Raw genomic sequence first — 15,964 nt, forward strand, 5'->3', positions numbered from 1 at the left:
AAGCCCGGGCACGAAGGAGGAGTATACATGTCAGAAAACAATCACGAAGAATTATTTAAAACAACGCTGATGGGCGGTTTCGATAAGGACGATGTCATGACGAAAGTGCAGAACCTGAAAGATCAGGCGTATGCCGCTCAGAAGAAACTGGAAGCGAAGATCGAGGAAAAAGAGCAGGAAATCGAGAAGCTGAACCGCAAGATCCGCGAGCGTGAGGATAAAATCGAGGAGCTCGAAAAAAATATTCATGAGAAATACCAGAGCTATATCGACAATTATGACAGCATCAGCGGCCTTGTGTTTGAGGCACAGGTGAAAGCGAAAAAACTGACACAGGAAACAGAAGATGCCTGCCGCGAGAAAACGGAAGAGACCGATGCAGCGTGCAGAAAGCTGACGGAGGAAACGGAGGAGAGCTGCAGAAAGCTAAAAGAAGAGACCGAGGAAGCCTGCCGCCGGAAAAACGAAGAAACGGACGAGTCCTGCCGCGAGAAAACGGAGGAAACGGATGAGGCGTGCTGCAAAAAGAAAGAGGAGACAAACGAGTCCTGCCGGAAACAGAGGGAGGAGACAAAGGAATCCTGTGCAAAGCAGCGCCGCGAGACGAAGGAACAGTGCGAATACATGGTAGAGAGCGCACGTCAGAAGGGCGAGGAACTGGCTGCTGTTTATGAAGAAAAACTGCAGGCCGAAGCAGAAGAAATCCAGAGCCATATGGACGCGGAACTGCAGAAAGCCAACACCAGATACCAGAAGATTTACGCCGAGATGGAAACCATGACAAGTGTACTCGAGAAGAACCGCAGAATTTTTGAGGAGACCTTTGCCGGCATCGAAAAAATGCGTGAGGAGATGAAACGTTCTGCGTCGGAAGTGGAAACCTTCATGAAAGATCCGGTAAAAAGTATCTTTCCCGGAGAGGCAAAAGAAACAGCCGCAGAGCCAGGCAGTGAAGATACCGCAGAAGAAGCAGAGGAAGAAGACGAAATCGTCGAAAATTCCGCAGTCATCGATTTCGAAAATGAGCCGGATTATCTCGATGATGACAACGACGAAGAAGAGGATGAAATCCCGAATCGCGCGCATGATGAAGAAGATGAGGAAGAGTAACCGGAAGCAATAAGAGTTGTAACCTGCCCCGCTGCTGCATAAAATGACCAAGAAAGGAAATTTGCAGCAGGGGGCTTTTCATTTGGAAAAAGGGAAAAAACTGGAATGGCTGATGGCGGTGATTCTGCTTTCGGCGGCGTATGTTCTGTCCCGCGAGGGCGCACGGCTGGTGGCAGCACAGAAGGCAGCCACAAAAGTAGTGGTGCTGGACAGCGGCCACGGCGGCGACGATCCCGGCAAAATCGGGGCAAACGGTGTCAAAGAAAAGGACATCAACCTTGCGATTGCCCGTCTGCTGAAAAAGAAGCTGGAAAAGCAGGGAATCCTTGTGGTGATGACGCGGGAAGGGGAGGATGATCTCTCCGATCCGGGAGCCGTGAATGCGAAAGTGCAGGATCTGCAGCGGCGCGTGCAGCTGATTCATAAAAAAAAGCCGGACTGTGTGATCAGCATTCACCAGAACAGCTACCCGGATGCGGCGGTCAAAGGGGCGCAGGTGTTTTATTATACGGATTCAAAAGAAGGCGAAAAACTGGCGCTCTGCATGCAGGCTGCACTGGTCGCGGGGCTCGATCCGGCGAATCACAGGAAAGCCAAGGGAAACAAAACGTATTACATGCTGAAGAAGACAGACGCAGTGCTGGTGATCTGCGAGTGCGGATTCCTCTCAAATCCGGAGGAGGAAGCGCTCCTGAACACAAAGGAGTACCAGAAAAAGGTGGCGGATGCACTGTGTGACGGCGTTTTAACGTATCTGGGAGAAAAGAAGAATGGCAAAGAGAAGACACAGACGAAGACGGAAGAGACCGCTGCGGGCGCTGCTTCCGCTTATGCTTGCCCTGCTGGCGGCTTATCTGGTATTCGGAGAATTTGATGAGAGCGATCCCGCGCAGAACGGAAACGGAGCGGACAGCAGCACTGCTTCACAGACGGCAGACGAAAACAATGGTCTGTCAGAAAATGGCGCAACACAGTTTCAGGCGGAAAATACAGATGAGGAGGAGCTGGCGAAGCGGTATTATTACAGCCAGCTCGATGAAAACAGACAGATGATTTACCGCGAACTGGTGCAGGGAATCGCGGAACACCAGGAAACCATCATCACAAAAGGCGGCGATCCCGATGTGACGGCGGAGGTTTATGGATGGGTCTATATGGATTACCCGGAGTACTGCTGGATCAACGGAGCATCACATGTCACGGGATACGGCGAGCCGAAGAACTACTGCGAGGTAGTTCCAGAATACACGATTCCTGCGGAGGAGATTACAGGACGCCAGACCCAGGTCAAAGGGGCGGGAAATGATTTCTTAAGTGATATCGACCGTTCGATGGATGACTATGGGAAGATCAAGGCTGTCTTTGAAAAATGTATCCGGCAGATTGATTATGTGAAAGATGCGCCGGAGAATCAGACACTCTACAGCGGACTTGTGAACAGACAGACGGTCTGCGCAGGCTATGCCAGAACGTTCCAGTATCTGATGAACCGCCTGGACATCCCGGTCATTTATGTGACGGGAACGACAGACACCGGCGAGGCGCACGGCTGGAATATCGTAAAGTGTGGAGACAATTATTACAACGTCGATGTAACCTGGGGCGATCCGGTATTCGCAGAGGGCGAGAGCGGCGAGTACAATCTGCCGGACGACCTGATCTACTACGATTTTCTCTGCGTTTCCGATGCGGAATTTTCGGACACGCATCAGGCGGATGCGAATCTGCCGCTCCCGGCGTGCAATGCAGATGACCTCGAGTATTACCGCCAGATCGGCCGGTACATGGATACATTTGATGCAAAACAGATTCTGTGGGAAATGGAGACGGATATTGAAGAGACGAAAGAGTATTCCGAATTTAAATTTGCCACCGATGATCTGATGGCACAGGTCATGGAAGCCCGACCGGAGCTTCTCGATAAGGCTTCCGGCTATCTTTGCAGCTATTACGGACTCGGGTCCGTAAAATATACATACAGTGAGGATACGGCGACAAGAAAGCTGATGGTATTCTGGCAATATAAAGGAGAACCGAGTGAATGACGGTTCTCCTTTAAAAATATCCGGAAACAAAATGTCGATCAGCTCGCGCTCGAGAAACTCGATGGTAATCAGGCACGAATAAGGGAGTTCGGAAACCTGGGAAACACTCACAAGATCCTGACGGACGGTGATGGAATGATCCGTGACATCGGTAACCTCTGCGACCCAGGCGGCATGCGGGATCGTCAGATGTTTCGCAATCAAAGGGCCGACCTGCGCGGTATCGCCGTCGGTTGTCTGACGTCCGCAGATAATCAGATCCGCGCCGCCGATCACCTGAATACCCTGCGCCGGCGTTAAGAATATCCCCCGTGGGGGCTTGTGAAAAAGGCCGATTTTTGGTAGAGTAAAGGGATATTTGAGCGGTTGGAGAACGACCGCGCCGGGAAAGTTAAGAAAAAGAAGAAAGAAGCGGAAGATATGGAACAGGAATTATTACAGGAAATTGCCTCCTACTGGGGAACCCGTGCGGAGGGGTATTCTGAGGTCAATGAAAAAGAACTGGCGGGAAGCCAGAGAGAAGCGTGGCTGCATGTATTAGAGGAGCAGTTTCCAGAGAAAAAGAAAGAAGAGATGAAGATTCTCGATATCGGAACCGGCCCGGGATTCTTCCCGATGATTTTGTCGGAGGCAGGTTATACGGTGGCGGCTGTTGACTACACGGAGGAGATGCTGGAAAAGGCGAAAGAGAATCTGGGAAAATATACGAAATACGGTCTGGAGCGCGTGACGCTGCAGCGGATGGATGCACAGAATCTGGAGTTTGCGGATGAGACCTTTGATGTTGTCATTTCCAGAAATCTGACCTGGAATCTGGAAAAGCCGGAGCAGGCATACCAAGAGTGGATGCGTGTCCTGAAACCGGGCGGCGTGTTGCTCAATTTTGATGCGAACTGGTACGGTTATCTCTATGACGAGGAGAAAAAAGAAGCGTACGAGGCAGACCGGAAGAAAGTGGAAGAGCAGCAGCTCGACGACCATTATCTGTGCACGGACATTGACCGCATGGAAAATATTGCGCGCCAGGTGCCGCTCTCTGCGATGGAACGGCCGGCGTGGGATACGAAGTTGCTCGAATCCCTCGGCGTCTGTTCCATCCAGACCGATTCCGAAATCTGGAAGCGCGTCTGGAGCGAGGAAGAGAGACTGAACTATGCATCGACACCGATGTTTCTGGTGCGCGCGGAAAAAAGCGCAGAGCAGTCCTTCCAGCTTGGTGATGTGACCGTCCGCCGCGGCGAAAAATATCAGGGGGATATCTCCTTTGCGAATGGGGATATCGTGCTTCCGGGAACGATTATCTGTGGAAAACTTCCGGGAAAAACAATGCTGATCACCGGCGGCGTTCATTCCGGGGAATACGTCGGCATTCAGGCGTGTGTGGAACTGGGAGCGGAGCTTCAGCCGGAAAAAACGGTTGGAACGATCGTGATTTTAAAGGTCTTAAACCGTCCTGCTTTTGAAAACCGTGCGGGCAGTCTCGGACTTTCCGATGGCAAAAACCTGAACCGCGTATTCCCGGGCAACCCAAACGGAACCGAGATGGAGCGTCTGGCGTGGGCGATGACAAAGGAAGTTTTCCCGAAAGTAGATTACTATATCGACCTCCACAGCGGCGACGATTTTGAGGATCTGACGCCGTACGTCTATTACGCCGGAAAAGCGGCGCAGGAAGTGATGGAGACTTCGCGGAAAATGGCGGAGCAGGTGGATGTACCGTACATGGTGCGCTCCATGGTATCATCGGGCGGAGCTTACAACTATGCGGCGTCCAGAGGAATTGCAAGTATTCTCCTGGAGCGCGGCGGCATGGGCGCATGGACATCCGAGGAAGTCAATTCGGACAAGCGCGATGTGCGCAATATCCTAAGCAGTCTCGGGATGTATCAGATCCGCCGCGATGTGCGGAACTACGTGCCGATGGAAGTGACGGATGTCCGCTATCAGGCGGCTTCGGAAAGCGGCCTGTGGTATCCGGCGGCGAAACCGGGAGACATGGTTGCGGAGGGCGCACTGCTTGGAATCATCCGTGATTATAATGGAAAACTCCGGGAGACATGCCGCGCCGAATACACCGGTGTTGTGCTGTACCAGACGGGCAGCCTGCAGGTAATCGAGGGAGGATCTGTTGTTGCCTACGGACGGATCGTGCGCGAGCCGGAATATGACGACCGCAAAGAACAGATTGTCCATTACTGGGAAAAGCGGGGTGAGAGCTTTTTGGAGCAGAGACGCGCGGAGCTTGCCAACCCGATTGCGAAGCGCTGGATGAAAGAGATCGAAAAACAGATTCCGGAAAAGAGACGGTTAAAAATCCTTGATGTCGGCTGCGGAGCCGGATTTTTCTCGATCCTGCTGGCAAAAGAGGGCCACGAGGTATTCGGCATCGACCTGACACCGGAGATGATTGAGAATGCCATCCAGCTTGCCGAGGAGGAAAACGCCGACTGCCGGTTCCAGGTTATGGACGCGGAAAAACCGATATTTGCGGATGAAACGTTTGACGTTGTCATTTCCCGAAATCTGACATGGACGCTGCCGAATGCGGAGCATGCCTACAGCGAATGGATGCGTGTGCTGAAAACGGGCGGTATCCTGCTGAACTTCGATGCCAATTACGGAAAAGACGATGCTTCTGACACGAAAGATCTGCCGGAACAGCACGCCCATTTTAAAGTGGGAAATGAAATGCTTGAAGAGTGCGAACGGATCAAAGCACAGCTTCCGATCAGCCGGAAAAACCGGCCGGCATATGATGTGGCCGTGCTGTGTGAGAATACCAGAGGGGAAATTCACATTGATCCGGATCTTGGAAAACGGATTTATCTGGAAAAAGATGAATTTTACAATCCTGCACCGATGTTTTCGATCTGTGCAGTAAAAAAATGAAGGTTTTCATACCGGAAAGAAATGATTTGCGGAGGAAAAGGATATGAAACAGTTTCAAAACTTTGAGGAAGAAAATATTCATTACTGGACCGGAAGAACCGATGTGGCAGCAATGGAGGCAATTGCACGGCAGACACTGCTGTCAGAAAAACAGAGACCGGAATGGGATCTTACCGTATTGCGGGTGGCGGGCATGGAAGCCAAAGCCGATCCCGAAATCTGGAAAGCGGTCTGGACAAAAGAAGAACGGATCAATAATGCTTCCACCCCGATGTTCCTGGTTGAAGGAGTAAAAAAAGATGCGTAACTATGTGATGAAAAGGCTTCTTCAGCTGATACCGATTCTCTTTGTGATTACCTTTTTGTCTTTTGGAATGATGCGGCTGGCAGGAAGCGATGCGGTACTTCAGAAGATGGAAAATACCGGCATGGTTATGTCACAGGATGTGATCGAACAGGCACAAAAGGAGCTTGGACTGGACAAGCCGTTTCTGGTGCAGTACGTTGTATGGCTGAAAAATCTGCTGCATGGGGACATGGGCGTAAGCTATATCTCAGGAGAAGATATTTTTGATACCTTTCTGGCAAAACTTCCGGCGACCCTGCTTCTGACCGTCGTTTCGATTGGACTGACGATTGTCATTTCCATCCCGCTTGGCGTGCTTGCGGCGGTAAAACAGAATCGGATGATCGACTACCTGATTCGGTTCTGCAGCTTTATGGGAAACAGTATGCCCAATTTTTTCGTGGCACTGCTTTTGATGCTGTTCTTTGCGATTCGCCTGAAGTGGTTTCCGGTTATTTCGGACGGAGTCAGTCTGCAAAGCGTGGCACTGCCTGCACTGACCCTTGCGATCGCCATGTCTGCCAAGTATCTGCGGCAGGTAAGGGCAACTGTTCTGGATGAGCTGGGGCAAAGTTATGTAACCGGCGCAAAAGCAAGAGGTATTCCATTTTCGACCACGCTGGTAAAGAGCGTGCTCCGCGCTTCGCTTGTGACGATTCTTACTCTGCTTACGCTGTCCATCGGAAGCCTTCTTGGAGGAACAGCGATTGTAGAATCTATTTTTCTGTGGGACGGAGTTGGAAAACTTGCGGTGGATGCTATCAGTATGCGTGATTATCCGATGATCCAGGCATATGTGATGTGGATGGCGATCATTTATGTCGGGGTTAACCTGCTTACGGATTTGGCGTATCGTTTTCTGGATCCGAGAATTCGCCTGGGAGGAATGGAAGGATGAAAAAAGAAAAGACCATTACCGTGCGCAGACAGAAAATTCAGCCGGACCGGACCAAAAAACGTTTGTGTTTTTTTGTGTTTCTGACGGCACTGCTTTTGCTGACAGTTGTTTTTGCGGAGCAGATCTGTCCCTATGATCCCAATGCGCAGGATACAGGGGCTGCGTTACTGCCGCCGGGAGCGGGACATCTTGCCGGAACAGATCGGTTCGGGCGGGATATGCTGTCCAGAATTCTGGTGGGTTTAAAAACCAGTGTTACTTCTACACTGATTCTGGTGGTTGTCGTTACCGTGACGGGAAGTATCCTGGGGCTGATCTGCGGATATTTCGGCGGAATTGCAGACACCGTTATTATGCGGATTTCCGATATTTGTCTTGCGTTTCCCGGACTGGTTTTTGCAATGGCAATCGCAGCTCTTTTAAATGGAGGAATCAGTAATGCAGTTCTGGCGCTGGCGTTAATCAGCTGGCCGAAGTATGCCCGAATTGCAAGAAGCCAGACGCTGACGGTAAAAAATACAAACTATATGGCGGCCAGCCAGCTTGCCGGATGTACTGCGGCGCAGATGATCTGGCGCCATATCCTGCCGAATATTGCCGGACCGATTCTGGTAACATCGATGCTCGATATCGGAACGATGATGATGGAGCTTGCCGGACTGTCATTCCTGGGACTTGGCGCGCAGCCACCTACGGCGGAGCTTGGAAATATGATGAGCGGCGGAAGAAGTATGCTGCAGACGTATCCATGGGTTGTAATTGGCCCGGGACTTGCTATTTTTACAGCGGTTGTTATTTTTAATCTGCTTGGTGATGCCATGCGCGATTATCTGGATCCACACAATGGGCGGAAACAATAAAGAAAGGGAGAGAGGAACATGAAAACAAAATACTGGAAAAAAACGATATCATTTTTAGCGGCAGTCTGTTTAAGCGGCAGTCTGCTTGCCGGATGTGGAAGTCAGAAAAGTGCGGACAGTACGCAGACAGAGAACAGCGAAAAAACATTTGTATTTGGTGATACCACTTTTAACCCGGAAAATGAGGAAGCCGATGTCAATCCGCATAATACCTATGCCGGCTGGGCCTGCATCCGATATGGAATTGGGGAAACGCTGTTTCATTATTCCGATGCCATGGAAATTGAGCCATGGCTGGCAACCGAATATGAAAATCCGGATGATCTGACCTGGATCATCACGCTGCGGGACGATGTTTCGTTTTCCAGCGGACGAAAAATGGATGGAGAAGCAGTAAAAGAATGTCTGGAACATCTGATCGAGGTTCATGAGCGTGCCAGAGGAGATCTGATGATTGACTCCATTACGGCAGAAGGTCAGACGGTCACAATCAAAACGCAGGTTCCAAAACCGACGCTTTTGAACTATCTTTCCGACCCGTATGGATGTATCATTGATATGCAGGCGGGCATTACAGAGGATGGCATCGTAACAGGAACCGGACCGTATCAAGTCGTATCTCTTACATCCGGGGAAAAACTGGAGCTTAAAAAAAATGAAACCTACTGGGATGGGGAACCGGGATTTGATCAGATTACGGTTCGCACCATCTCGGACGGCGACACACTTACCATGGCACTTCAGTCCGGAGAGATTGATGGCGCCTATGGAATGCCGTATGCAAGCTACCCGCTGTTTGAGAATGATGATTACACATTTTCGAGCTGTGCCACAAGCCGTGCGTTCTTTGCCCATATGAACTTTGAAAGCCCGATCATCCAGGATGAGGCAGTGCGGAAAGCAATTGCAATGGGAATCGACAAAGAAGGGTTTGTCGAGACGCTTCTGGATGGAAACGGTTATGCGGCAGTCGGTGCGTATCCGGATAATTTCTCTTTTGGAGGAGACGCCGTACAGGCAGAATCCTATGATCCGGCGGGAGCCGAAAAAGTGCTGGAGGATGCCGGATGGGTGGACCGTGATGGAGATGGAATCCGGGAAAAAGACGGAGAAAAACTGTCGATCCGCTGGCTGACGTATCCAAGCCGTCAGGAACTGCCGCTTCTTGCAGAATCGGCTCAGGCAACCTTAAAAGAAATCGGAATCGATGTGTCCATCAACAGCACGGCAAATCATAACAGTCTGCGAAAAGATCCGACGGCATGGGATGTTTATGCAAGTGCAATGGTAACGGCGCCGACGGGAGATCCGGAGTATTTCTTTACGACACACTGTCTGGACAGTTCGGCGGTCAACAACGGACATTACCATTCTGACAGGCTGGAAGAGCTGGAAAAAGAAATGGCAGTTACCTTTGATACAGAAAAACGAGGAGAACTGGCGGTCCAGATGCAGCAGACGATCCTGGACGATCATGCTTTTGTGTTCTGTTCACATCTGAAAATGAGCATGATTTCACGGTCAGATGTAACCGGACTGATGGCGCATCCCTGCGATTTCTATGAGATTACTGCAGACCTGAAACCGGCAGAATAATATGTGGGAAGAGCAAAAAGGAGAAAGAATGGAAGAACTGCTGTCTTATTCGCATGTCGATATCGCTTTTCGGGGAAACACCGTGGTACATGACGTCAGTTTCGAACTTCATCCGGGAGAAATTCTTGGCATTGTGGGCGAATCCGGAAGCGGAAAAAGTACCTTGCTGAAGGCTGCAATGGGTTTGCTTGGAAGGGACGGAATGGTAACCCGGGGAGATATTTTTTTCCGCGGGCAGGACATACCGGATCTGCCGGAAAAACAGCTACGGACCATCTGCGGAGCAGGAATCGGCATGATCTTCCAGGATGCGGGCGCTTCGTTAAGTCCCATACGTACCATTGGTGCGCAGATCCGGGAGAGCATGGCCGTCCATAAAAAAATAACGAAAGCAGAGGCGAAAAGGCAGGCACTGCAGCTGTTTGAAAAGATTGGCCTGGAAGACGGGGAAAGAATCTGGAGAAGCTATCCGTTTGAACTTTCGGGAGGCATGAAGCAGAGAGTGGGAATTGCCCTTGCCATGCTGATGGAGCCGCCGGTTCTGCTGGCCGATGAACCGACAAGCGCATTGGATGTGGCCGTACAGAAACAGGTGGCAGAGGAGATGCTCCATCTGCGGGAAGTATTTGGAACCGCAATCGTTCTGGTGACACATGATATCGGGGTTGTATCAGCCATGGCAGATACCGTGCTTGTGTTAAAAGACGGCTGCGTGGCAGAGTATGGTACTGCAGAACAGGTGCTAAAGGAACCGTGCCGGGAGTACACCAAAAATCTGCTGGCGGCAGTTCCCAGACTTTGGAGGAAATAAATGGAACCAATTTTGAAAGTTTCCGATTTGACCAAAACGTTTGAAGACAGAAAAAAGGAAAAATTTTATGCGGTAGATCATGTTTCCTTTCAGATGATGCCGGGGCAGACGCTTGGAATTGTGGGTGAATCCGGAAGCGGGAAAAGTACGCTGGCCAGACTTTTGTGCTGTCTTGAAAAGCCGGACGGCGGCGTACTTTCCCTGTGCGGCCAAGAGATCGGAGATACGAAACGAAAAAAAAATCGAGAGGTCTGCCGGAAAATTCAAATGGTTTTTCAGGATCCGGTCAGCTCTTTCGACCCGCGCCGGACGCTGGGGGAAGGGATCGGGGAAAGTCTCAGAAATGCCGGAGTTCCCCGGAAAGAAGCAGAGAAGAGGGTAAGGCAGCTGCTGGAGCAGTGCGGTCTTCCGGAAGAGTTTGCAAAACGATATCCGCATGAGGTAAGCGGCGGTCAGTGCCAGCGTGCAGCGATTGCAAGAGCACTGGCGATCGAGCCGCAGATTCTGATCTGTGATGAGGCGACGTCTGCACTGGATGTCGCCGTGCAGAAACAGATCATGGAGCTTCTGGATCTGCTGCGGAAGGAAAAACATCTGACAATTTTATTTATCTGTCACAATCTGGCACTGGTACAGTCCTTCTGCGATCGGATTCTCGTCATGAAGCAGGGAAAAATGGTAGAAGAAGGAACACCGGAGGAAGTGATCTGGCATCCGAAACATCCGTATACCAAATTACTGGTAGATTCCGTGTTATAAGTTTGGAAAGGAAGAGCAGAAAATGTGGATTTTCTGCTCTTTCTGCGTTATGATAGAGAAAAGCGGCAAGAGCGCCGGAAAAGAAAAGGAGAAAACTTGCGATGCGAAAAGAAGAGTTAAAAACATATATCGAAAACCATGAATCGGAGATGATCGAAGACCTGAAAAGCCTGATCCGGATTCCAAGCGAAAAACAGGCGGTAGAGCCAGGCAAACCATTCGGCACACCGGCGGCAGAAGCACTGGCGCAGGGAATCGAAATTCTGGAAAAATATGGCTTTGCCGTAACCAACTACGACAACTACGCGATTGCAGCTGACTTTAATCAGGAAGAAAAGGGCCTTGATATTCTCGCCCATCTCGATGTCGTACCGGCAGGCGAAGGCTGGCAGGAGACCGATCCATTCACCCCGCTCATCAAAGAAGGAAAAATGTTCGGCCGCGGAACCGCAGACGACAAAGGACCGGCGATCGCAGCTATCTACGCAATGCGCGCTGTCAAAGAACTCGGTTACCCATTAAAGAAAAATGTCCGTCTTGTCCTCGGTTCCGACGAGGAGTGTGGAAGCTCTGACCTCGAATATTATTATAAGAAAGAAGTGGAAGCACCATGCACCTTCTCACCGGATGCCGAATTCCCGGTCATCAACATTGAAAAAGGCGGCATGCGTGGCCACTTCGAAAAAACATCCGATGCCGGAACGACAGGCGTGCGCCTCGTATCCTTACAGGCCGGCACCAAACTGAACGTTGTACCAGGCAAAGCATATGCAGAGCTTGCCGGCATGGCAAAAGAAGACCTGAAAACCTGCGCTGACGAGACTGAGCAGAAGACCGGCGTTTCCTTCGTTCTGGAAGACACCGAAAACGGCAATGTAAAAATCACCGCCTGCGGTGCCTTCGCCCACGCATCCACCCCGGAAATGGGTAACAACGCACTGACTGCACTGCTGCAGCTTCTCGCATCCGTTGGAATGGAAGAGAGTGAACTGAAAAACGACATCAGTTTCCTTGCAAAAGTTTACCCGCACGGCGACGGCAAAGGCGCAGGCCTCGGTGTCGCCATGTCAGATGAAGAGTCCGGCGAGCTCACCTTAAGCCTCGACCTCATGAACTACGATGGCAAAACCCTGACCGGTTCCTACGACTGCCGCGCCCCGATCTGCGCGACAAAAGAAAACCTGTATGATACTGCCGAACAGAATATGAAAAAAGGCGGCTTTTCCATGGAAGGCAGTGCCATGTTCCCGCCACACCACGTTCCGGCAGACAGCCCGTTCGTTCAGACGCTGCTGCAGTGCTATACCGATGTCACCGGCAAACCGGGAAAAGCCTTTGCAATCGGCGGCGGAACGTATGTCCATCACCTGAAAAACGGTGTTGCGTTCGGCTGCGCGGACCTTGAAATTGACAATCGCATGCACGGGGCAGATGAATTTGTAGAAATCGAATGCCTGAAACAGTGTGTTGTGATCTTTGCAGAGGCGATTCTGCGGATCTGCGGGGAATAAAAATCCCGTCAGTACAAGATGAAAGCAGAGTCTTTATGCTGTGAACCATTTTGAGCGGTGTGGGACTCTCTTACCAAAGAAGAAGGAATAGATGAGGGCGGACAAATGAGGGAAACACTGGGAGTTTTGCTGGGATTTTTTCTGGCAGCCGTACTTGGCTATCTGATTTCAGAAATCGCGCAGAAGGAACAGGAGAAAGAAGTTCTGGAAAGCTATATGGATTCCCTTCAGGAGATTTATGAAGTGATCCGGCAGAGAATGGATGTGACGAGAAAATTCCGTCATGATCTTCTGAGCCATGTGCAGACGCTGGAGTATCTGATAGAAAAGCAGAAAAATCCGGATGGGGAGCTTCGAAAATATGCGGATCAGCTGACAGAAACATACCGGAAAATTCAGAAAGGAACCTTCTGCCGGGATGAGATCACAGATGCATTTCTGATGATGGAGAAACAGGTCTGTATAGAAAAAGAGATTCCCTTTCAGATCCAGGTATCGAAAACCTGCATGGAATGGATGATGCCCGTAGAACGAATCGGTTTTTTACATAATTTACTGGATAATGCAATCGAAGCGAACGGAAGAATTCCGGAAAAGGAAAGAAAAGAGCTTTCTTTTTGGATAGAAGAAGATTCCGATTTCTGTACGGTGAAATTGAGAAATGCGCTTGCAAGCAAAGAGGTTTTCAACTTATCAACCTGGAAAACAGATGGAGCAGAACACGGCGTGGGAACCAAAATCATTCGTGCCATTGTTGAAAAATACCACGGAACCAGCAAAACCTTCTGGGATAAAGAAAGACACAGCCTGGAACAGACCATTGTCTTTTCGATCGAACATCCGACAGAAAAGAGGGAAAAAGAATGAAAGATCCTAACCTTAGTGAACTGGTCCGGACCTGTATTCGCTGCTGGCTGTATCTGGTTCCACAGGCGTTTCTTGGCATTCACCTGTTTGATATGTTTATGCGGAGAAAAAACAGCATAAAGCCTCTGATGATCTGGCAGCTTCTGCGGGTATTCTTGATCGGTGGCATCAGCGACATCATTCTGCGGGGATACTATGGAGATGAGAGCTGGTGGGGAATTCTGATGATGTTCTGTTCGGTTGTCATCATGATAGCAAACACCGTTCTCATTTACTACACCTTTGAAGGCAGCCTTCCCAAGGTTGTGCTGGGCGCGATGCTGGCCGATATCGTAACGTCCATGATTCATTATCCGGCAATCTGTATTGTGGATCTTTTGTCAGGGCGTCCGCTCTATATCCTGAAATGCCCGGTAGAACCATGGGATTTACTGATCCCGGTTCTGGAATATCTGTTTTACAGGCTGGAGAAAAAAACAATCCTCCATGTTCTGAGAAGATATAGAGATTTTGAGGCCAGGTACCTGAAAATTATCTGGGTTTTTGTCTATTTTCTTCCGGTTCTATATTATGTGCCGAACGGACTGACGGACATACAGGTGATGTTTCTGGATGATATTCTGGTTATTCTGATTATGGTATTCAGCATTTTAAGCATAGTGCAGCGTCAGCGCCGGGTAATGAAGGATTATAAATTTCTTTCCGAACAGCAGAAAATGGCAGAATACCATTACCAGATTCTGACAGAGCAGATTCCCCAAATGGAACAATATCAGCAGACCATTTCGGAGCAGATGGAAAAAATTATGGCCGGAACTGCCGAGATATCCGGGGAGACGCTGAAACAGTATGCAGACAGTCTCAAAGCGATCAGTCATCAGGTGCGGCAGGGGATTTACTGTAAAGATCGAATGACAGATGCGGTTTTGTGCGCATGGAAATCAAATCTGGAGAAGAAAAAAATCGAACTGCATTATGAGATTGAGGGATACGATCGGGGAGAAATCGAAGAACAGGATCTGGCAAAAATCCTGATCGGAATCTTAAACTGGGGAGAAAATCTCGTAAAAAAAGAAGAACACCGGGAAATCCGGCTGAAGATCACAGGAGTGAAAAATCAGCTGATTCTGGAATGCCAGACCTCATCCGGACGCCAGAATCCGATGAGCCGGAAGCTGTTTCGCGGACTCGTGAAAAAGTACAATGGAAAAATACAGGAGAAAAAAGAAAAGACCGGGAAATTTGGTCTGACTGTTATTTTATCCAGGTACGTCAGTCTTTAATATGAGAACAGACAGAAACAGAAAGTACGACTGGAGAAAAAAACATGGATTTAAAAATAGGAATTTGCGATGACGCGCCGGACTGGCGGGAAAAAACGAGAGAAACTGTGAAACATTGTACAGACCAGATGGCAAATAGCGTAGAAATTTATTCCTTTCAGAATGGAAACGAACTGCTGTCAGAAGAACATCCCCCCATGCATATCCTGTTTATGGACATTGAAATGCCGGATGAAAATGGAATTGACCTGGCGATGGAAGTCAATCGGAAATGGCCAAAATGTCAGGTCGTTTACCTGACAAATTTCTGGTCCTATGCAATGGAAGTTTACGAGACACGCCACGTCTACTATATAGTAAAAGAAAAATTCGAGGAAAAACTACCGGGAGTGCTGGAAAAGGCGATAGAACAGCTGCGGAAACAGAACAGAAGAGTTGTTCTCCAATGTCATGGAGGCGTGAAAGCAAATCTGAAGCTGGATGATATTCTGTATTTTGAGCGGGATAAGCGTGTCACGTATGTGGCCACAACGGAAAAAGAATATACAGTGGATGATAAAATATTGGAGATAGAAGAAAGAATCGCCAGCGATGATTTTGTACGATGCCATACGAGTTTCCTGGTTAATTTTTCTTATGTGAAGGAATGTACGAAGAAGAAAATGCTGCTGGAGAACGGGAAAATTGTGGATATCAGCAGGAGCTACTGGAAAAAGACGGAAGAGGCGTATGTGGAATGGGTGAAGAGGTGGGCGAGGTAGAAACAGAATAGGGATAGAAAAGAGGAAAAATACTGCACGGGAATGGTGTGGTATTTTTTTTGTTGCAGAAAAATGGGAGCGAATATGGAAAAAATGCAGAAAAATGCTGATTATTACGAAAAAAGTGCAGATTGTGCAGCGGGTATAGGAAAAAATATGAGATATGATACAATTTTTCTTATGAGAACCGAAAAAAATCTCATGTAATATACAAAAAAGATATTACAT

At 49.3% G+C, this 15,964-nt stretch carries 15 protein-coding genes and 1 pseudogene; 15 read left to right on the forward strand and 1 reads right to left on the reverse strand.

The window, feature by feature from the left end; translation table 11 throughout:
- Positions 1-27 precede the first annotated feature (27 nt).
- The 3 genes from DWX00_RS05665 to DWX00_RS05675 all read left to right on the forward strand — a co-directional run bounded on the left by DWX00_RS05665 (position 28) and on the right by DWX00_RS05675 (position 3,155).
- Positions 28-1,110 carry a hypothetical protein gene (locus DWX00_RS05665; protein ID WP_118594798.1) on the forward strand — a complete coding sequence of 361 codons (1,083 nt, stop codon included), beginning with the start codon at positions 28-30 and terminating at the stop codon, positions 1,108-1,110.
- A gap of 82 nt (positions 1,111-1,192) precedes the next feature.
- Complete coding sequence (locus DWX00_RS05670; RefSeq protein ID WP_330410121.1) at positions 1,193-1,984, forward strand: N-acetylmuramoyl-L-alanine amidase; 792 nt, start codon at positions 1,193-1,195, stop codon at positions 1,982-1,984.
- Positions 1,881-3,155, forward strand: coding sequence for a transglutaminase domain-containing protein (locus tag DWX00_RS05675; protein WP_118594799.1), 1,275 nt, complete (start codon positions 1,881-1,883; stop codon positions 3,153-3,155). The genes DWX00_RS05670 and DWX00_RS05675 overlap by 104 nt, the downstream gene beginning before the upstream one ends.
- A 120-nt stretch (positions 3,156-3,275) precedes the next feature.
- Here the strand turns inward: DWX00_RS05675 and DWX00_RS20685 are convergent.
- A pseudogene (locus DWX00_RS20685) lies at positions 3,276-3,431 on the reverse strand (electron transfer flavoprotein subunit beta); the annotation flags it as partial.
- Positions 3,432-3,575: 144 nt separating this feature from the next.
- On the opposite strand from DWX00_RS20685, the gene DWX00_RS05685 reads away from it, so the two are divergent.
- From DWX00_RS05685 to DWX00_RS20300, 12 genes are all read left to right on the forward strand, one after another.
- Complete coding sequence (locus DWX00_RS05685; protein WP_118594882.1) at positions 3,576-6,044, forward strand: methyltransferase domain-containing protein; 2,469 nt, start codon at positions 3,576-3,578, stop codon at positions 6,042-6,044.
- 43 nt (positions 6,045-6,087) lie between these two features.
- Complete coding sequence (locus tag DWX00_RS05690; RefSeq protein ID WP_118594800.1) at positions 6,088-6,351, forward strand: hypothetical protein; 264 nt, start codon at positions 6,088-6,090, stop codon at positions 6,349-6,351.
- A complete protein-coding gene (gene nikB, locus DWX00_RS05695; protein WP_117802332.1) occupies positions 6,344-7,288 on the forward strand; it encodes a nickel ABC transporter permease in 945 nt (314 codons plus the stop codon). The genes DWX00_RS05690 and nikB overlap by 8 nt, the downstream gene beginning before the upstream one ends.
- Complete coding sequence (locus DWX00_RS05700; protein WP_118594801.1) at positions 7,285-8,148, forward strand: ABC transporter permease; 864 nt, start codon at positions 7,285-7,287, stop codon at positions 8,146-8,148. Before nikB ends, DWX00_RS05700 begins: the two co-directional genes overlap by 4 nt.
- 18 nt (positions 8,149-8,166) lie before the next feature.
- Positions 8,167-9,744 (forward strand): ABC transporter substrate-binding protein, encoded by a 1,578-nt coding sequence (locus tag DWX00_RS05705; RefSeq protein ID WP_118594802.1) that lies wholly within the window; start codon positions 8,167-8,169, stop codon positions 9,742-9,744.
- 28 nt (positions 9,745-9,772) lie between these two features.
- On the forward strand, positions 9,773-10,555 hold the full coding sequence (locus tag DWX00_RS05710) for an ABC transporter ATP-binding protein (protein WP_118594883.1): 783 nt from the start codon (positions 9,773-9,775) through the stop codon (positions 10,553-10,555).
- The gene (locus DWX00_RS05715) at positions 10,556-11,314 is read left to right on the forward strand and encodes an ABC transporter ATP-binding protein (RefSeq protein ID WP_117802335.1); all 759 of its coding nucleotides are present in this window, start codon (positions 10,556-10,558) and stop codon (positions 11,312-11,314) included.
- A 101-nt stretch (positions 11,315-11,415) separates the two neighbouring features.
- Positions 11,416-12,825 (forward strand): Sapep family Mn(2+)-dependent dipeptidase, encoded by a 1,410-nt coding sequence (locus DWX00_RS05720; protein ID WP_118594803.1) that lies wholly within the window; start codon positions 11,416-11,418, stop codon positions 12,823-12,825.
- A gap of 105 nt (positions 12,826-12,930) precedes the next feature.
- Entirely contained in the window at positions 12,931-13,692 is a 762-nt protein-coding gene (locus DWX00_RS05725) for a GHKL domain-containing protein (RefSeq protein ID WP_118594804.1), read from the forward strand.
- Positions 13,689-14,975: a hypothetical protein gene (locus DWX00_RS05730; protein ID WP_118594805.1), complete on the forward strand. Its 1,287-nt coding sequence runs from the start codon at positions 13,689-13,691 to the stop codon at positions 14,973-14,975. The genes DWX00_RS05725 and DWX00_RS05730 overlap by 4 nt, the downstream gene beginning before the upstream one ends.
- 44 nt (positions 14,976-15,019) lie before the next feature.
- On the forward strand, positions 15,020-15,736 hold the full coding sequence (locus tag DWX00_RS05735) for a LytR/AlgR family response regulator transcription factor (protein ID WP_118594806.1): 717 nt from the start codon (positions 15,020-15,022) through the stop codon (positions 15,734-15,736).
- Positions 15,737-15,820: 84 nt separating this feature from the next.
- A complete protein-coding gene (locus DWX00_RS20300) occupies positions 15,821-15,943 on the forward strand; it encodes a hypothetical protein (RefSeq protein WP_264466122.1) in 123 nt (40 codons plus the stop codon).
- Positions 15,944-15,964: the final 21 nt, after the last annotated feature.

Origin of the sequence: Blautia sp. AF17-9LB, from assembly GCF_003479185.1 — a bacterium.
GTDB classification, from domain to species: domain Bacteria; phylum Bacillota; class Clostridia; order Lachnospirales; family Lachnospiraceae; genus Fusicatenibacter; species Fusicatenibacter saccharivorans.

Coding starts and splice junctions, on each gene's coding strand:
- DWX00_RS05665 (WP_118594798.1), top strand. CDS start 28: ATGTCAGAAAACAATCACGAAGAATTATTTAAAACAACGCTGATGGGC.
- DWX00_RS05675 (WP_118594799.1), top strand. CDS start 1,881: ATGGCAAAGAGAAGACACAGACGAAGACGGAAGAGACCGCTGCGGGCG.
- DWX00_RS05685 (WP_118594882.1), top strand. CDS start 3,576: ATGGAACAGGAATTATTACAGGAAATTGCCTCCTACTGGGGAACCCGT.
- DWX00_RS05690 (WP_118594800.1), top strand. CDS start 6,088: ATGAAACAGTTTCAAAACTTTGAGGAAGAAAATATTCATTACTGGACC.
- nikB (WP_117802332.1), top strand. CDS start 6,344: ATGCGTAACTATGTGATGAAAAGGCTTCTTCAGCTGATACCGATTCTC.
- DWX00_RS05700 (WP_118594801.1), top strand. CDS start 7,285: ATGAAAAAAGAAAAGACCATTACCGTGCGCAGACAGAAAATTCAGCCG.
- DWX00_RS05705 (WP_118594802.1), top strand. CDS start 8,167: ATGAAAACAAAATACTGGAAAAAAACGATATCATTTTTAGCGGCAGTC.
- DWX00_RS05710 (WP_118594883.1), top strand. CDS start 9,773: ATGGAAGAACTGCTGTCTTATTCGCATGTCGATATCGCTTTTCGGGGA.
- DWX00_RS05715 (WP_117802335.1), top strand. CDS start 10,556: ATGGAACCAATTTTGAAAGTTTCCGATTTGACCAAAACGTTTGAAGAC.
- DWX00_RS05720 (WP_118594803.1), top strand. CDS start 11,416: ATGCGAAAAGAAGAGTTAAAAACATATATCGAAAACCATGAATCGGAG.
- DWX00_RS05725 (WP_118594804.1), top strand. CDS start 12,931: ATGAGGGAAACACTGGGAGTTTTGCTGGGATTTTTTCTGGCAGCCGTA.
- DWX00_RS05730 (WP_118594805.1), top strand. CDS start 13,689: ATGAAAGATCCTAACCTTAGTGAACTGGTCCGGACCTGTATTCGCTGC.
- DWX00_RS05735 (WP_118594806.1), top strand. CDS start 15,020: ATGGATTTAAAAATAGGAATTTGCGATGACGCGCCGGACTGGCGGGAA.
- DWX00_RS20300 (WP_264466122.1), top strand. CDS start 15,821: ATGGAAAAAATGCAGAAAAATGCTGATTATTACGAAAAAAGTGCAGAT.